Genomic DNA, 17485 nt, shown 5'->3' with positions numbered 1-17485 from the left:
GGGTGTCGCCCCGGTTTCGCACGCACCAGCAATCACCTCTCGGAAGGACCCGGAGAGACATGCCTCCCAAGAAGAAGAAGGTCACGGGGCTTATCAAGCTCCAGATCAACGCCGGTGCGGCCAACCCGGCGCCGCCGGTCGGCCCCGCGCTGGGCCAGCACGGCGTCAACATCATGGAGTTCTGCAAGGCCTACAACGCTGCGACCGAGTCGCAGCGCGGCATGATCGTGCCGGTGGAGATCACGGTCTACGAGGACCGTTCCTTCACCTTCATCACGAAGACGCCGCCGGCCGCGCGCCTCATCCTGAAGGCCGCGGGTGTCGACAAGGGCTCCAGCGAGCCGCACAAGACCAAGGTCGCCAAGCTCACCAGCGCCCAGGTCCGCGACATCGCCACGACCAAGATGCCCGACCTGAACGCCAACGACCTGGACGCCGCGGAGAAGATCATCGCCGGCACCGCCCGGTCGATGGGCATCACCGTCGAGGGCTGAGTTCCCTTCTCGTCCCCTGTGGTAGGGCCCGCGCAGGCCCGTGACACCACAACTCCATTCATCATTCAGGAGCAGCCATGAAGCGCAGCAAGGCCCTGAAGGCCGCGGACGCCCAGGTCGACCGCGAGCGCCTTTACGCCCCCCTCGAGGCCGTCCGCCTCGCCAAGGCGACCAGCACCACCAAGTTCGACGGCACCGTCGAGGTCGCCATGCGTCTGGGCGTCGACCCGCGCAAGGCCGACCAGATGGTCCGCAGCACCGTGATCCTCCCGCACGGCACCGGTAAGACCGCTCGGGTCCTGGTCTTCGCGACCGGCGAGCGTGCCGAGGCCGCGCGTGCTGCGGGCGCCGACATCGTCGGCTCCGACGAGCTCATCGACGAGGTCGCCAAGGGCCGCCTCGACTTCGACGCCGTCGTCGCCACCCCGGACCTCATGGGCAAGGTCGGCCGCCTCGGCCGCGTGCTCGGTCCCCGTGGCCTGATGCCGAACCCGAAGACCGGCACCGTGACCCCGGACGTGGCCAAGGCCGTGAACGAGATCAAGGGCGGCAAGATCGAGTTCCGCGTCGACAAGCACTCGAACCTGCACTTCATCATCGGTAAGGCCTCCTTCACCGACGAGCAGCTGGTCGAGAACTACGCCGCCGCGCTGGACGAGGTGCTCCGCGCCAAGCCGTCCGCCGCCAAGGGCCGCTACATCAAGAAGACCGCGTTCTCGACCACCATGGGCCCCGGCGTCCTGGTGGACCCGAACCGCACCCGCAACCTCCTCGCCGAGGAGGACCCGGCCGCGGTCTGAGCCCCAGTGCTCTAGAGCAGTCCGTACGACGGGCCCGTACCCCCTTCACCGGGGGTGCGGGCCCGCCGTCGTTCCCGGGGAGGGAGCCGGTACGGGGCCCGGCGCGGGCCGGTCGGGCCGACGGGCCGGAACGGTTGCCGGATCGGGACACCGGCGGATGGGAACGACGGGCCGAACCGTCGTACGCTCTGCCGGTCAGACCATGTGGAGCACCTGTGACCGCCGGAGTGTGCCGTGCTGCCCGCCCCTCGCCCCACCGTTCTCGTGGCGGCCCTGCTGCTGCTCACCACCACCGGGTGCAGCCTGCTGGCCGTCCCGACCACCCGCACCCCCGGGGGCCCCGCGCCGGTGCCGCCCAAGCAGGTGGTGCTCTCGGCCGCGCAGGGGCTGGACGACGCCGGCGGCGCCCGGATCGACGTGGTCCAGGAGGGCCCGGCCGGCCGGCGCACCGCGAGCGGCTCCCTGGTCTGGGGCGCCGCGGACGAGGCCGGGCTGGCCGTCACCGACGAGCTGGGCACCGGACGGCTGACCGTGAAGGACGGCGCGCTCGACCTCGTCTACCAGGGCGGCGCGGCCAAGCACGCGGAGCGGAGCACCGCCGAGTCGGTCGACCCCGCGGCGGGCCCCGACCCGGAGGGCTTCGCGGGCGGCTGGACGACCGCGCTGATCACCAACCCGGGCAGCCGGGCGTACGAGGTCGCGCAGGGCGTCAAGCTCACCTCGCTCGGCGGCGAGCAGCTGGCCGGGGTGACCGTGGCGCACTACCGGGGCTCCGCGCCGGTGGCCGAACTGTTTGGCAAGGACGACGAGTTGAGCCCGCAGCGGCGGGCCGCCACGCTGGACTGGTACCAGCGGCACGGGGTGACGGCGATCGGCTACGACGTCTGGGTCGGCCCCGGCATGCAGCTGCTGCGGCTGCGCGAGACGGTCCGGGGGAGCGCGGGAACCACGGTCACCACGACCGATGTCTCGGCTCCCGGAGCGGCGGACGCGACGCCCGCCGCCGGCGGGTGACGGGGGAGCGGATATCCGGCGCGTGGGGCTTCCGGCGATCCGTTAGAGTCCGGATGAGAAACGCATGAGAAGAGCTGACAATCAGCTCTTCGAGGGGGGAAGTCATGGCTGGAACCCGCAAGGCCGCCGTCACCGTCGTCCTCGCCGCCCTGGCGCTGACCGCGACCGCGTGCGACAACGACAAGTCGGCGGACAAGAACGCCGCCCCGGCCGCGCCGACCACGGCCGCCGCCCCGGCCACCCCGTCGGCCGCCGCCCCGACCGGCGCGAAGCCGGAGAAGGTCAGCCCGGCGGTCTTCCTGGAGCAGGTCACCCAGAAGACCGGTGCGGCCAAGTCGGCGAAGGTCGACGAGCTGATCCAGGTCGGCGAGATCACCATGAAGGGCCAGGGCGCGCTGTCCTGGGCCGACGGCCTGGAGGCCGACCTCGCGATGGACCTGTCGGGCTCCCCGCTGGGCAAGGTCCTGGCGCCGATCACCGGCGGGCCGAAGGCGCACTACCTGTACACCAAGGACGCGGTGTTCCTGGGCCTCGGCGGGGAGCTGCTGCAGAACAGCGGCCCGCGCTGGGTGCGCTACACCATGGCCGACATGGCCAAGGCCTCCGGCGGTGCGACCGACCAGCTGCAGAGCGCGGACCCGGTGCAGGGCGTCCGGACGCTGATCGCCGGCGGCAAGGTCACCGAGGTCGGCCCGGAGACGGTGAACGGCAAGGCGACCACCCACTACTCCGGCGTGATCAGCGCCGCGGACCTGGCCATCGCCTCCACCCAGGGCATCACCCAGGCGCAGGCCGACCGGATCAAGAAGGGCCTGGACGCGGCCGGCATCGCCAGCGAGCAGGTCGACGTCTGGGTCGACGCCGACAAGCTCGTGGTCAAGCGGACCGAGCAGGCCGAGAGCAAGGTCGGCGCGGTGAACGTCTCCGTCAGCTACTCGGACTACGGCACCCCGGTGATCGCCGCCACCCCGGTGGACTACATCGACCTCGCCGACCTCCAGAAGGCCGCCGCCGGCAGCTGATCCCCGCCGCCCCGGACCGGAGCCCCGGCGCCGGTCCGGGCTCGGCCGACCCGGTGGACCCGCCCGCCCGAGGGGGGCCGCCACCGGGCCGGTCGGAGAGGGGTGGCAAGGTGGCCGGAACGGGGCCGCCGTCGGACGGGGGCGGGCGAGAGGGGAACGGACGATGGCGGCACGGCAGCGCTTGGCGGCGGTGGCCGTCGTCGCCCTGCTGACCAGCGGGCTGAGCGGGTGCGGCGGGGGCGGGGAGACGTCCGCCACGCCGTCCGGCAGCCCGAGCCTGAGCAGCGCCTCGCCGTCCACCGCCTCCCCGAGCGCCCAGGCCAAGCCCACCGACCGCTCGCCGCACGGGGTGCTGCTCTCCGCCCAGCTGGCCATGCAGACCGCCCGCCGGGCCAAGGTCAGCTACCGGCTCGGCCCGGACGCCGGGTCCGGCCCGCTGTTCTGGCAGCCCAAGACCGCTCTCCAGATCAAGCGCTCCACCCCCGCCGAGGCCGAGCAGCTGATCGTCGTGGACACCGTCGCCTACCAGGGCGGGGACGCCGCCACCGCGGCCAGGCAGGGCGGCCGGCACTGGGAGCGCTTCACCGTCCCGCCGGACGCGGACGGCCACAAGGAGGTCCCGTACGCCGGGCTGATCGACCTGCTGAACCCGGTCGAGGCGCTGACCGCGGCCACCGCCGAGGGGACGGACCCGGTCTTCGTCGGCGAGGAGAAGTTCGAGGACTCGACCGTCGAGCACTACCGGGTCGCCACCACCGCCGAGAAGTACGCGGCCGCCCAGGCCCAGCTGACCGCGGCCCGTCGGGACGGCCTGCGGGCCGCGCTCTCGCCCGGCGGCTCGGCCTCGCTCACCCTGGACCTCTGGCTCAACGACAAGGACCAGCTGGTCCGGCTCCAGCGGACCGGCACCGGGGACAGCGGCCGGCAGGACGACTCGGTGCTCTACACCGACCTCGCCGGGGCGCTGCTCTCGGCGCAGGCGCCGGCCGAGTCGGACACCGTGGACACCGGCGTCCGGACGGTCTCCCCGCTGGCCCGCTGAGCCGCCGGCCCGCCGAGCAGCCGGCCCGCCGGCCCGCCGCACTGACGACCCGTGCCGCGGCGACCCCGGGGGATGCCCCGTCCGAGGGCGATTTGCACCTGGTGAGGGGCTCCGGTTACTGTTGCCGAAGCCAAAGACCGCTGGTTGTCGCCGCGCCCGTCAGGGATCGGTGGCCGAAGGATCTGCGCTTCGTCGCAGGCAGCCCGCGCAGGTGTGTCTGGAGCTTCGACTTCCGGGTCCGCGTTCGCGCGATCGCCCGTCGAGGTCGTCACGAGCCCCGTGCGCCTGCGCACCGGGGCTCATTGCGTTTTCGCAGGAGCTTTCCTTCCCTCCAGTCGGTCCACGGCGACCCAGGTCGACTTTTGCGGTCGGCCCGACTTCGACATCACGGAAGGAGGCGTAAGCCTATGGCCAGGCCCGACAAGGCTGCCGCCGTCGCCGAGATCACGGACAAGTTCCGTGGCTCCTCCGCGGCGCTGCTGACCGAGTACCGCGGTCTCTCGGTGAAGCAGGTCAAGACCCTGCGTCGCTCGCTCGGCGACAACGCCGAGTACGCCGTGGTGAAGAACACGCTGACCAAGATTGCGGCCAATGAGGTCGGGATCACGGAGCTCGACGACCTGTTCAACGGTCCGACGGCTGTCGCCTTCGTCACCGGTGACCCGGTGGAGTCGGCGAAGGCTCTGCGTGACTTCGCCAAGGAGAACCCCGCTCTCATCATCAAGGGCGGTGTCCTTGACGGTAAGGCGCTGTCCGCCGATGAGATCAAGAAGCTCGCGGACCTCGAGTCCCGCGAGGTGCTGCTCGCCAAGCTGGCGGGTGCCCTGAAGGCCAAGCAGTCCCAGGCTGCCGCGCTCTTCCAGGCCCTGCCGTCGAAGCTCGTCCGCACTGTGGACGCGCTGCGCGACAAGGTCGAGCAGGGCGGTGCCGGTACGCCGGCTCCCGCCGCCGAGGACGCGGCCGCCGAGTAATTCGGCAGGCTCACGCCTCGCTGCGGGCCCGTGCCCGCCCAACCCGTACATACGGCACCACCTGCCGATTTAGTGGAAGGACGCCATCATGGCGAAGCTGACCCAGGACGAGCTGCTCGCGCAGTTCGAGGAGCTCACCCTCATCGAGCTCGCTGCCTTCGTGAAGGCCTTCGAGGAGAAGTTCGACGTCACCGCTGCCGCCCCGGTCGCCGTTGCCGCCGCCGGTGGCCCGGCCGCCGTTGAGGCCGTCGAGGAGCAGGACGAGTTCGACGTCATCCTCGATGGTGCCGGCGACAAGAAGATCCAGGTCATCAAGGAGGTGCGCACCCTGACCTCCCTCGGCCTGAAGGAGGCCAAGGACCTCGTTGACACCGCTGGTGCCAAGGTCCTGGAGAAGGTTGCCAAGGACGTTGCCGAGAAGGCCAAGGCCGCCCTCGAGGGTGCCGGCGCCAAGGTCACCGTCAAGTGACTTCTCGCCCCCTCTGAGGGGGCCTGAAGCCGGGCCGATCACCCTTGCGGGTGGTCGGCCCGGCTTTTTCGCGTTCCCGGGCCCCTGGGCCGGGCACGGGGCCCGTTCCGCCGCCCCCGGCCGGCCCGGTCCACCGGTGTGGCCGAACGCCCACTCGGCACCGTCGGTGCCGGACGGTATGGTGATCACCGTCGTCGAGGGCGGCCCCACCACGGCTTCTGTAACGCCGAGGGGGTCGCGGTCGATAGACCGGTCGAGGCCCGCACCGTCGGCGGGCCCTTGACGAACCCGGCGGGGCGCGCGATTCTCAAGGCGCGAGTCCGCCCGGTTGGTCCGCTACTGGATGCATAACCAGTGGCTCCGGCGGGAAATGACTCCACGTGAGTTAGAGCAGTACCCGGTGGGCGTCCGCGCTCGCCGGCTACCGGGAGGAGTCTCCGATTCGGTCTCCGAATCAGAGCTGGACAGCAGTGTGGCCATTGGCTACACTGTCCCTTTGCGCTGCCTGTTAGCTGCTCCGTGACTCGTCGCCCGGAGTTTGCGTTGCCCTGAAGGGGTCTGGCATCGCCTCCGCAAAGCGGCTCTGACCTGGGACTTCGATCCCGGCGGAGGCCAGTGGCGAGGAGGCGGGACCAAGCCCGTGAAGGCCCGGCTGGTACGCGCGTAGTGAGCTCCGAGCCCTCGGAAGGACCCCCCTCTTGGCCGCGCCGCGCAACGCCTCGAACAATTCCGCCGCATCCACCGCCCCGCTCCGCGTCTCGTTCGCGAAGATCAAGGAGCCCCTCGAGGTCCCCAACCTCCTGGCCCTGCAGACCGAGAGCTTTGACTGGCTGCTCGGCAACGCGGCCTGGAAGTCCCGGGTCGAGGCGGCCCTGGAGAGTGGTCAGGACGTCCCCACGAAGTCCGGTCTGGAGGAGATCTTCGAGGAGATCTCCCCGATCGAGGACTTCAGCGGGTCGATGTCGCTGACCTTCCGCGACCACCGTTTCGAGCCGCCGAAGAACTCCATTGACGAGTGCAAGGACCGCGACTTCACGTTCGCGGCCCCGCTCTTCGTCACCGCCGAGTTCACCAACAACGAGACCGGTGGATCAAGTCTCAGACGGTCTTCATGGGCGACTTCCCGCTCATGACCCACAAGGGCACGTTCGTGATCAACGGCACCGAGCGTGTCGTCGTGTCGCAGCTGGTCCGCTCCCCGGGTGTGTACTTCGACTCCACCCTGGACAAGGTGTCCGACAAGGACATCTACTCCTGCAAGGTCATCCCCTCGCGTGGTGCCTGGCTGGAGATGGAGATCGACAAGCGCGACATGGTCGGCGTCCGCATCGACCGCAAGCGCAAGCAGTCCGTCACCGTGCTGCTCAAGGCGCTCGGCTGGACCAACGAGATGATTCTCGAGGAGTTCGGCGAGTACGAGTCGATGCGCGCCACCCTGGAGAAGGACCACACCCAGGGCCAGGACGACGCGCTGCTGGACATCTACCGCAAGCTGCGCCCGGGCGAGCCGCCCACGCGCGAGGCCGCGCAGACGCTTCTGGAGAACCTCTACTTCAACCCGAAGCGCTACGACCTCGCGAAGGTCGGCCGTTACAAGGTCAACCGCAAGCTGGGCAACGCCGAGTCGCTGGACTCCGGCGTGCTCACCGAGCCCGACATCATCGGTGCGATCAAGTACCTGGTGAAGCTGCACGCGGGCGAGACCGAGTGGCGTGACGACGAGGGCCGCGACATCGTGGTCGAGGTCGACGACATCGACCACTTCGGCAACCGCCGCCTGCGCAACGTCGGCGAGCTCATCCAGAACCAGGTCCGTACGGGTCTCGCCCGTATGGAGCGCGTCGTGCGCGAGCGCATGACCACCCAGGACGTCGAGGCGATCACGCCGCAGACCCTGATCAACATCCGGCCGGTCGTCGCCTCCATCAAGGAGTTCTTCGGCACCAGCCAGCTGTCGCAGTTCATGGACCAGACGAACCCGCTGTCGGGCCTGACCCACAAGCGTCGTCTGTCCGCGCTCGGCCCCGGCGGTCTCTCCCGTGAGCGCGCCGGCTTCGAGGTCCGTGACGTGCACCCCTCGCACTACGGCCGCATGTGTCCGATCGAGACGCCCGAAGGCCCGAACATCGGTCTGATCGGCTCGCTGGCCTCGTACGGCCGGGTCAACGCGTTCGGCTTCATCGAGACGCCGTACCGCAAGGTCGTCGACGGTGTGGTCACCGAGAAGGTCGACTACCTGACGGCCGACGAGGAGGACCGCTACGTCATCGCCCAGGCGAACGCCCCGCTGACCGCGGACCTGCACTTCGCCGAGCCGCGTGTCCTGGTCCGCCGCCGTGGCGGCGAGATCGACTACATCCCGGGCTCCGAGATCGACTACATGGACGTCTCGCCGCGCCAGATGGTGTCGGTCGCGACCGCCATGATCCCGTTCCTCGAGCACGACGACGCCAACCGCGCGCTCATGGGCTCGAACATGATGCGCCAGGCGGTGCCGCTGCTGAAGAGCGAGGCCCCGCTGGTCGGTACCGGCATGGAGTACCGCTGCGCCGTCGACGCCGCGGACGTCATCACCGCCGAGAAGGCCGGTGTCGTCCAGGAGGTCTCGGCCGACTACGTCACCGTGGCCAACGACGACGGCACGTACACCACGTACCGCGCCGCCAAGTTCACCCGCTCCAACCAGGGCACCGCCTTCAACCAGAAGGTGCTCGTGGACGAGGGCGCCCGGGTCGAGGTCAACCAGGTGCTGGCCGACGGCCCGTGCACCGACGAGGGCGAGATGGCCCTCGGCAAGAACCTGCTCGTGGCGTTCATGTCGTGGGAGGGTCACAACTACGAGGACGCGATCATCCTGTCGCAGCGCCTCGTGCAGGACGACGTCCTCTCCTCGATCCACATCGAGGAGCACGAGGTCGACGCCCGTGACACCAAGCTCGGCCCCGAGGAGATCACCCGGGACATCCCGAACGTCTCCGAGGAGGTCCTGGCCGACCTCGACGAGCGCGGCATCATCCGCATCGGCGCCGACGTCGTCACCGGCGACATCCTGGTCGGCAAGGTCACGCCCAAGGGCGAGACCGAGCTGACCCCGGAGGAGCGCCTGCTCCGCGCGATCTTCGGCGAGAAGGCCCGTGAGGTCCGCGACACCTCGCTGAAGGTGCCGCACGGTGAGTCCGGCAAGGTCATCGGCGTCCGCGTCTTCGACCGCGAAGAGGGCGACGAGCTGCCCCCGGGCGTCAACCAGCTGGTCCGCGTCTACGTGGCCCAGAAGCGCAAGATCACCAACGGTGACAAGCTCGCCGGCCGTCACGGCAACAAGGGCGTCATCTCGAAGATCCTGCCGGTCGAGGACATGCCGTTCCTGGAGGACGGCACCCCGGTCGACATCATCCTCAACCCGCTGGGTGTCCCGTCCCGAATGAACCCGGGACAGGTCCTGGAGATCCACCTCGGGTGGCTCGCCAAGCAGGGCTGGGACGTCTCCGGCCTCGCCGACGAGTGGGCCCAGCGCCTCCAGGCGATCGGCGCCGACACGGTCGAGGGCGGCACCAACCTCGCCACCCCGGTCTTCGACGGCGCCCGCGAGGACGAGATCACCGGCCTGCTGGACAACACCACCCTCACCCGTGATGGTGAGCGCCTGGTGAACTCCACCGGCAAGGCCCGGCTGTTCGACGGCCGCTCCGGCGAGCCGTTCCCGATGCCGGTCTCGGTCGGCTACATGTACATCCTCAAGCTGCACCACCTGGTCGACGACAAGCTGCACGCCCGCTCGACCGGTCCGTACTCGATGATCACCCAGCAGCCGCTCGGTGGTAAGGCGCAGTTCGGTGGTCAGCGCTTCGGTGAGATGGAGGTGTGGGCCCTCGAGGCGTACGGCGCCGCCTACGCGCTCCAGGAGCTGCTCACCATCAAGTCCGACGACGTCCTCGGCCGCGTCAAGGTCTACGAGGCCATCGTCAAGGGCGAGAACATCCCCGAGCCCGGCATTCCCGAGTCCTTCAAGGTCCTCATCAAGGAAATGCAGTCGCTCTGCCTCAACGTGGAGGTGCTGTCCTCGGACGGCCAGTCCATCGAGATGCGGGACTCCGACGAGGACGTGTTCCGCGCCGCCGAGGAGCTCGGCATCGACCTGTCCCGGCGCGAGCCCAGCAGCGTCGAAGAGGTCTGACGGAGGTTGGGCCGGCCGCAGCAGCGGCCGGCCCGCCCCCAGGCCCCCCTCAGACCACATGAACGACTCTCGACTTACGAAAGAGGGCTTGACGACCAGTGCTTGACGTCAACTTCTTCGACGAGTTCCGCATCGGCCTGGCCACCGCCGACGACATCCGCCAGTGGTCGCACGGCGAGGTCAAGAAGCCGGAGACCATCAACTACCGCACCCTGAAGCCGGAAAAGGACGGGCTCTTCTGCGAGAAGATCTTCGGCCCCACCCGGGACTGGGAGTGCTACTGCGGTAAGTACAAGCGCGTCCGCTTCAAGGGCATCATCTGCGAGCGCTGCGGCGTCGAGGTGACCCGCGCCAAGGTGCGCCGTGAGCGGATGGGCCACATCGAGCTGGCCGCCCCGGTCACCCACATCTGGTACTTCAAGGGCGTGCCGTCCCGCCTGGGCTACCTGCTGGACCTGGCGCCGAAGGACCTCGAGAAGGTCATCTACTTCGCCGCCTACATGATCACCTGGGTCGACGACGAGCGCCGCCAGCGCGACCTGCCGTCCCTGGAGGCGCACGTCTCGGTCGAGCGCCAGCAGATCGAGAACCGCCGCGACTCCGACCTCGAGGCCCGCGCCAAGAAGGCCGAGACCGACCTGGCCGAGCTGGAGGCCGAGGGCGCCAAGGCCGACGTGCGCCGCAAGGTGCGCGAGGGCGCCGAGCGCGAGATGAAGCAGCTGCGCGACCGCGCGCAGCGCGAGCTCGACCGCCTCGACGAGGTGTGGGCCCGCTTCAAGAACCTCAAGGTCCAGGACCTCGAGGGCGACGAGCTGCTCTACCGCGAGCTGCGCGACCGCTTCGGCACCTACTTCTCCGGCTCGATGGGCGCGGCGGCCCTCAAGGACCGCCTCGAGACCTTCGACCTGGCGGAGGAGTCCGAGCGCCTGCGCGAGATCATCCGCACCGGCAAGGGCCAGAAGAAGACCCGTGCGCTCAAGCGCCTCAAGGTCGTCTCCGCGTTCCTGCAGACCACCAACAAGCCCAACGGCATGGTGCTGGACTGCGTCCCGGTCATCCCGCCGGACCTGCGTCCGATGGTGCAGCTGGACGGTGGCCGCTTCGCGACCTCCGACCTGAACGACCTGTACCGCCGCGTCATCAACCGCAACAACCGCCTGAAGCGCCTGCTCGACCTCGGTGCCCCCGAGATCATCGTGAACAACGAGAAGCGCATGCTCCAGGAGGCCGTCGACGCGCTGTTCGACAACGGCCGCCGCGGCCGTCCGGTCACCGGCCCGGGCAACCGCCCGCTGAAGTCCCTCAGCGACATGCTGAAGGGCAAGCAGGGTCGTTTCCGTCAGAACCTCCTCGGCAAGCGAGTCGACTACTCGGCCCGTTCGGTCATCGTCGTCGGCCCGCAGCTCAAGCTGCACCAGTGCGGTCTGCCGAAGGCCATGGCGCTGGAGCTCTTCAAGCCGTTCGTGATGAAGCGCCTGGTGGACCTGAACCACGCGCAGAACATCAAGTCGGCCAAGCGCATGGTCGAGCGCGCCCGTCCGGTCGTGTGGGACGTCCTCGAAGAGGTCATCGCCGAGCACCCGGTCCTGCTGACCCGTGCGCCCCCCCTGCACCGCCTCGGCATCCAGGCCTTCGAGCCGCAGCTGGTCGAGGGCAAGGCCATCCAGATCCACCCGCTCGTCTGCACCGCGTTCAACGCGGACTTCGACGGTGACCAGATGGCCGTCCACCTGCCGCTCTCCGCGGAGGCGCAGGCCGAGGCCCGCATCCTGATGCTGTCCTCGAACAACATCCTGAAGCCGGCCGACGGTCGCCCCGTCACCATGCCGACCCAGGACATGGTGCTCGGTCTGTTCTTCCTGACCTCGGACCGCGACAACGTGAAGGGCGCCGGCCGCACCTTCTCGTCGACCGCCGAGGCGATCATGGCCTTCGACGCCCGCGACCTGGACGTCCAGGCCCCGATCGAGCTGCGCCTGCCGGCCGGCACCGTCCCGCCGCGCGGCTGGACCCCGCCGGTGGACGAGGAGGGCCAGTCCGGCTGGTTCGACGGCGAGCCGTTCCGTCTGACCACCACCCTGGGCCGCGCGCTCTTCAACGAGCTGCTGCCCGAGGACTACCCGTTCGTCGACTACGAGGTGGGCAAGAAGCAGCTCTCCGCGATCGTCAACGACCTGGCGGAGCGCTACCCCAAGGTCGTCGTCGCGGCGACGCTGGACAACCTGAAGGCGGCCGGCTTCCACTGGTCGACCCGCTCGGGCGTCACCGTCTCGATCTCGGACGTCGTCGTCCCGCCGAACAAGCCCCAGATCCTGGAGGGCTACGAGGCGAAGGCGGAGAAGGTCCAGCGTCAGTACGAGCGCGGCCTGATCACCAACGACGAGCGCAAGCAGGAGCTCATCGGCATCTGGACCCAGGCGACCAACGAGGTCGCCGAGGCCATGAACGAGAACTTCCCGAAGACGAACCCCATCTTCATGATGGTCGACTCGGGTGCTCGTGGAAACATGATGCAGATGCGCCAGATCGCCGGTATGCGTGGTCTGGTGTCGAACGCCAAGAACGAGACCATCCCGCGACCCATCAAGGCGTCGTTCCGTGAGGGTCTGTCCGTGCTGGAGTACTTCATCTCCACCCACGGTGCCCGTAAGGGTCTGGCCGACACCGCCCTCCGTACCGCCGACTCCGGCTACCTCACCCGTCGTCTGGTCGACGTCTCCCAGGACGTCATCATTCGCGAGGAGGACTGCGGCACCGAGCGCGGCCTGAAGCTGGCGATCGGCTCCGTGGGCCCGGACGGCGTGCTGCGCAAGGCCGACGACGTCGAGACCAGCGTCTACGCCCGCATGCTGGCCGAGGACATCACGGTGGACGGCAAGCTCCTCGCCACCGCCAACACGGACCTCGGCGACGTCCTGATCGACGAGCTGATCCGCCACGGCATCGGCGAGGTCAAGACCCGCTCGATCCTGACCTGTGAGTCGGCCGTCGGCACCTGCGCCATGTGCTACGGGCGCTCGCTGGCCACCGGCAAGCTGGTCGACATCGGTGAGGCGGTCGGCATCATCGCCGCCCAGTCCATCGGTGAGCCCGGTACCCAGCTGACCATGCGTACCTTCCACACCGGTGGTGTGGCCGGTGACGACATCACCCAGGGTCTGCCGCGTGTCGTCGAGCTCTTCGAGGCCCGTACCCCCAAGGGTGTGGCCCCGATCTCGGAGGCGCAGGGCCGGGTCCGCATCGAGGACACCGAGAAGACCCGCAAGCTGGTCGTCACCCCGGACGACGGCAGCGACGAGATCGCCTACCCGGTCTCGAAGCGCGTGAAGCTGCTGGTCAGCGAGGGCGAGGCAGTCGAGGTCGGCCAGAAGCTGACCATGGGTGCCACCAACCCGCACGACGTCCTGCGCATCATGGGCCAGCGTGCCGTCCAGGTCCACCTGGTCGCCGAGGTCCAGAAGGTCTACAACTCGCAGGGTGTGTCGATCCACGACAAGCACATCGAGATCATCATCCGGCAGATGCTCCGCCGCGTGACGATCATCGAGTCGGGCGACGCCGAGCTGCTGCCCGGCGAGCTGGTCGAGCGCGGCCGCTTCGAGCAGGAGAACCGCCGCGTCGTCGCCGAGGGCGGTCACCCCGCCTCCGGCCGTCCGCAGCTGATGGGTATCACCAAGGCCTCGCTGGCCACCGAGTCCTGGCTGTCGGCCGCCTCCTTCCAGGAGACGACCCGGGTCCTCACCGACGCGGCGATCCACGCCAAGTCGGACCCGCTGCTGGGCCTCAAGGAGAACGTCATCCTCGGTAAGCTCATCCCGGCCGGTACGGGTCTGCCCCGCTACCGCAACATCCGGGTCGAGCCGACCGAGGAGGCCAAGGCCGCGATGTACTCGGCCGTCGGCTACGACGACTACGACCTGTCGCCCTTCGGCGCCGGCTCCGGCCAGGCGGTCCCGCTGGACGACTACGACTACGGCCCGTACACCGGCTGAGTCGCGCGTCACTGACGCAGGGCGGTCACCCCTCACGGGGTGGCCGCCCTGCGGCGTTCCCGGGGGCCCTCAGGGGCCTTCGGGGCGGGCCGGGCAGCCGGACCCGCCGGGGGCGGCGGGGAGCCTTCAGGGGGCGGACGGAAGCCGATTAGGTCATTCGGCGGAAGTCGCGTAGAGTCGTGTTTACCGACGCGGGGTGGAGCAGCTCGGTAGCTCGCTGGGCTCATAACCCAGAGGTCGCAGGTTCAAATCCTGTCCCCGCTACAAAGAAGAAGGGCCCGGAGGCATCAAGCCTCCGGGCCCTTCGGCGTTTCCCGGGCCGGGGCGTTCGCGGGGCCGGCGCCCCCGGAATTTCGGTGGCCGGGGCCGGGCCGCCGCCCGTACCGTCCGGGGTATGAACGCGAAGCGCCCCCTGATCGCCGTGCTCACCGGCGCGGGCATCTCGACGGACTCCGGCATCCCCGACTACCGCGGCCCGCAGGGCCTGTGGCAGAAGGACCCGTCGGCCGAGGAGCTGGTCACCATCGGGCCGTACCGGGACGATCCGCAGGTGCGCCGGAGGGCCTGGCGGATGCGGTTGGAGACGGGCGCACTGGCCGCCGAGCCGAACGCCGGGCACCGGGCGCTGGTCGACCTGGAGCGCTCCGGTCTGCCGCTGCGGGTGCTCACCCAGAACATCGACGGGCTGCACCAGAAGTCAGGGCTGCCCGCCCGCAAGGTGCTCGAACTGCACGGCACGGCCCGGGAGACGCAGTGCCTGCGCTGCCGGGTGGTCGGGCCGATGGCGGAGGCGCTGGCGCGGGTCGAGGCGGGGGAGCCGGACCCGGCGTGCCGGGCCTGCGGGGGGATCCTGAAGCCGCGCGTGGTGATGTTCGGCGAGAACCTCGACCCGGAGGTGCTCGGGCAGGCCGACGCGATCGTTCGGGCCTGCGACGTGTTCATCGCGGTCGGCACCAGCCTCCAGGTGTTCCCGGTGGCGGCGCTGCCGCTCGACGCGGTGCGGAGCGGGGCGGAGCTGATCATCGTGAACGGCGAGCCGACGCCGTACGACGGGGCCGCGGCCGAGGTGATCCGGGAGCCGATCTCTCAGGCGCTCCCGGAGCTGGTGCGCCGACTTGTCCTGGAGCGGGCCTGAGCAGGGGCCGGAAGGGTCATATTCCCGGACGTACCGCGTGCGTACGATGATCCTTCCGGCTTCCCCCCTCTGGCCTGGAGTGATCGACCGATGACGACGACGGCGAAGTTCGACCCCTGGTCGGCGGCGTTCGTGGCCCACCCGTACGACGCGTACGCCGAGCTGCGCGAGCACGCGCCGGTGACGTACTTCGAGCCGACGAACCAGTGGCTCGTCTCCCGCCACGAGGACGTCAGCGCCCTGCTGCGCGACCGCCGGCTGGGCCGCACCTACACCCACCGCTTCAGCCACGCGGAGTTCGGCCGCCCCGAGCCCGACCCGGCGCACGAGCCCTTCCACACCCTCAACGACAACGGGCTGCTGGACCTGGAGGCCCCCGACCACACCCGGATCCGCCAGCTGGTCTCCAAGGCCTTCACCCCGCGCATGGTCGAGGGCCTGCGCCCCACCGTGCGGCGGCTGGCCGGCGAGCTGGTCGACGAGCTGCTCGCGGCCGGCGGCGGCGACCTGATCGCCACCGTCGCCGAGCCGCTGCCGGTCGCCGTGATCGCCGAGATGCTCGGCGTGCCGGAGGGCGACCGGCACCTGCTGCGGCCGTGGTCCGCCGACATCACCGGGATGTTCGAGCTCAACCCCGGCGAGGAGACCGCCCGCCGGGCCGTCACCGCCAGCACCGAGTTCTCCGACTACCTGCGCACCCTGATCCGCGAGCGCCGGGCGGCCCCGGGCACGGACCTGATCAGCGCGCTGATCCAGGCCCAGGAGGGCTCCGACGCGCTCAGCGAGCAGGAGATGATCTCCACCTGCGTGCTGCTGCTCAACGCCGGCCACGAGGCGACCGTCAACACCACCGGCAACGGCTGGTGGGCGCTGTTCCGCAACCCCGGGGAGCTCGCCCGGCTGCGCGGCTCGGTGGACGAACTGCTGCCCACCGCCGTCGAGGAACTGATGCGCTGGGACACCCCGCTGCAGATGTTCGAGCGCTGGGTCCTGGAGGACATCGAGGTGCGCGGCGTCACCGTCCCGCGCGGCGCCGAGATCGCCCTGCTCTTCGGCTCCGCCAACCGCGACCCCGAGCGCTTCGCCGACCCGGACCGCCTCGACCTCGGCCGCACCGACAACCCGCACATCACCTTCGGCGCCGGAATCCACTTCTGTCTCGGCGCCCCGCTTGCCAGACTGGAGCTCACCGAGTCCTACGGCACCCTGCTGCGCCGGGCGCCGGGCCTGCGGCTGGTCCGCGAGCCCGAGTGGAACCCGGGCTACGTGATCCGGGGGCTCAAGGAGCTGCTGGTCGAGGTCTGACGACTGAGGGGGAGAGGGCCGTGGGCAAGGCGACAGGGGCGCTGCTGGGGCTGGCGATCGGGGACGCGCTCGGTCGGCCGACCGAGTTCAAGAGCGTCGAGGTGATCGCTGCCGACCAGCCGGACTGGCGGCAGCTCCCGTTGCCGCAGCGGGCGTTGGTCACCGACGACACCCAGATGACCCTCGCCCTCGGCCGCGGCCTGCGCACCGCCCTGGCGCGCGGGCCGCTCACCCCCCTCCGGCTGGTGCGGCCCGTCCGCGAGGAGTTCGTCGACTGGTGGCGCTCCCCGCAGAACAACCGGGCCCCCGGCATGACCTGCCTGCGCGCCTGCGAGCGGCTCAGCCACGACGAGTACCGCTGGCAGCAGGCCAGCGACGTCGGCTCCAAGGGCTGCGGCGCCAACATGCGGGTCGCCCCGATCGGGCTGATCCGCGAGCTGGACGCCCGGCAGCTCTCCGGCGCCGCCCAGCTGCAGTCCGCGCTCACCCACGGCCACCCGACCGCGCTCGCCGCCGGCGACCTCACCGCGTACGCCGTCCGCAAGCTGGCCGAGGGCGTCCCGCCCGCCGGGCTGCCGGCGGTGCTGCGGGCGTATGCGCTGGCGAGCCGCGAGCGCTACGACGAGTTCTGGCTCGGCGACCTCGCCGACCGCTGGTACGGCAGCTCCCCGCAGGCCGTCATCGCCCGCGGCTGGGACGACTGCCTCACGGTGCTCGACCAACTGGAGGCCGCCCTCGCCGCCCCCGACGTCGAGGCCGACCCCTGCCTGGCCACCGGCGAGGGCTGGGTCGCCGAGGAGGCCTTCGGCACCGGCCTGCTCTGCTTCCTGCTGCTGCCCGACGACCCGGTCGCCGCCGTCCGGAGGGCCGCCTACTCCAGCGGCGACTCCGACTCCCTCGCCTGCCTGGCCGGCGCCTTCGCGGGCGCCCACCACGGCGAGGCGGCCTGGCCGGCCGACTGGGTGGAGCGGATCGAGCACCGGGACGAACTGCTGGAGCTCGGGGCGCTCTGGGACTGACGCCGTACGGGCCGGAACCCGATCCGGGGGCGGCGCGTCGAAGGGCCA

At 70.3% G+C, this 17485-nt stretch carries 11 protein-coding genes, 1 tRNA gene and 1 pseudogene; all 13 read left to right on the top strand.

Annotation, left to right across the window (positions count from 1 at the left end; all coding sequences use genetic code 11):
- Positions 1 to 59 precede the first annotated feature (59 nt).
- The 13 genes and pseudogenes from rplK (at position 60) to AE652_RS15580 (ending at position 17437) form a co-directional block, all read left to right on the top strand.
- Positions 60 to 494, top strand: coding sequence for a 50S ribosomal protein L11 (gene rplK, locus AE652_RS15640; protein WP_049651984.1), 435 nt, complete (start codon positions 60 to 62; stop codon positions 492 to 494).
- 77 nt (positions 495 to 571) lie between these two features.
- The gene (rplA, locus tag AE652_RS15635) at positions 572 to 1294 is read left to right on the top strand and encodes a 50S ribosomal protein L1 (protein WP_049651983.1); all 723 of its coding nucleotides are present in this window, start codon (positions 572 to 574) and stop codon (positions 1292 to 1294) included.
- A 234-nt stretch (positions 1295 to 1528) separates the two neighbouring features.
- A complete protein-coding gene (locus AE652_RS15630; RefSeq protein WP_049651982.1) occupies positions 1529 to 2308 on the top strand; it encodes a hypothetical protein in 780 nt (259 codons plus the stop codon).
- A gap of 104 nt (positions 2309 to 2412) precedes the next feature.
- A complete protein-coding gene (locus AE652_RS15625) occupies positions 2413 to 3330 on the top strand; it encodes a hypothetical protein (protein WP_049651981.1) in 918 nt (305 codons plus the stop codon).
- A gap of 163 nt (positions 3331 to 3493) precedes the next feature.
- Entirely contained in the window at positions 3494 to 4372 is an 879-nt protein-coding gene (locus AE652_RS15620; protein ID WP_049651980.1) for a hypothetical protein, read from the top strand.
- Positions 4373 to 4779: 407 nt separating this feature from the next.
- Entirely contained in the window at positions 4780 to 5343 is a 564-nt protein-coding gene (gene rplJ / locus AE652_RS15615; protein ID WP_045693068.1) for a 50S ribosomal protein L10, read from the top strand.
- An 85-nt stretch (positions 5344 to 5428) separates the two neighbouring features.
- A complete protein-coding gene (gene rplL, locus AE652_RS15610; RefSeq protein WP_198959424.1) occupies positions 5429 to 5812 on the top strand; it encodes a 50S ribosomal protein L7/L12 in 384 nt (127 codons plus the stop codon).
- A gap of 698 nt (positions 5813 to 6510) precedes the next feature.
- Positions 6511 to 9986 (top strand): annotated as a pseudogene (gene rpoB / locus AE652_RS15605) (DNA-directed RNA polymerase subunit beta).
- Between the two features lie 98 nt (positions 9987 to 10084).
- On the top strand, positions 10085 to 13978 hold the full coding sequence (locus AE652_RS15600; protein WP_049651979.1) for a DNA-directed RNA polymerase subunit beta': 3894 nt from the start codon (positions 10085 to 10087) through the stop codon (positions 13976 to 13978).
- A 190-nt stretch (positions 13979 to 14168) separates the two neighbouring features.
- Positions 14169 to 14242 (top strand) — tRNA-Met (locus AE652_RS15595).
- Between the two features lie 130 nt (positions 14243 to 14372).
- Complete coding sequence (locus tag AE652_RS15590) at positions 14373 to 15113, top strand: Sir2 family NAD-dependent protein deacetylase (RefSeq protein WP_049651978.1); 741 nt, start codon at positions 14373 to 14375, stop codon at positions 15111 to 15113.
- A 90-nt stretch (positions 15114 to 15203) separates the two neighbouring features.
- Complete coding sequence (locus AE652_RS15585; RefSeq protein ID WP_049651977.1) at positions 15204 to 16418, top strand: cytochrome P450; 1215 nt, start codon at positions 15204 to 15206, stop codon at positions 16416 to 16418.
- Positions 16415 to 17437, top strand: a complete 1023-nt coding sequence (locus AE652_RS15580; protein WP_369808297.1) for an ADP-ribosylglycohydrolase family protein — start codon at positions 16415 to 16417, stop codon at positions 17435 to 17437. The genes AE652_RS15585 and AE652_RS15580 overlap by 4 nt, the downstream gene beginning before the upstream one ends.
- Positions 17438 to 17485 lie beyond the last annotated feature (48 nt).

The organism is Kitasatospora sp. MY 5-36 (genome assembly GCF_001182915.1).
Lineage (GTDB): Bacteria > Actinomycetota > Actinomycetes > Streptomycetales > Streptomycetaceae > Kitasatospora.
Note: the sequence above shows the minus strand (reverse complement) of the source record. Positions and strands in the feature narration are given on the sequence as shown.

What these genes read in the sequence shown, in the direction of transcription:
- rplK (WP_049651984.1), top strand. Translation starts at nt 60, where the DNA reads ATGCCTCCCAAGAAGAAGAAGGTCACGGGGCTTATCAAGCTCCAGATC.
- rplA (WP_049651983.1), top strand. Translation starts at nt 572, where the DNA reads ATGAAGCGCAGCAAGGCCCTGAAGGCCGCGGACGCCCAGGTCGACCGC.
- AE652_RS15625 (WP_049651981.1), top strand. Translation starts at nt 2,413, where the DNA reads ATGGCTGGAACCCGCAAGGCCGCCGTCACCGTCGTCCTCGCCGCCCTG.
- AE652_RS15620 (WP_049651980.1), top strand. Translation starts at nt 3,494, where the DNA reads ATGGCGGCACGGCAGCGCTTGGCGGCGGTGGCCGTCGTCGCCCTGCTG.
- rplJ (WP_045693068.1), top strand. Translation starts at nt 4,780, where the DNA reads ATGGCCAGGCCCGACAAGGCTGCCGCCGTCGCCGAGATCACGGACAAG.
- AE652_RS15590 (WP_049651978.1), top strand. Translation starts at nt 14,373, where the DNA reads ATGAACGCGAAGCGCCCCCTGATCGCCGTGCTCACCGGCGCGGGCATC.
- AE652_RS15585 (WP_049651977.1), top strand. Translation starts at nt 15,204, where the DNA reads ATGACGACGACGGCGAAGTTCGACCCCTGGTCGGCGGCGTTCGTGGCC.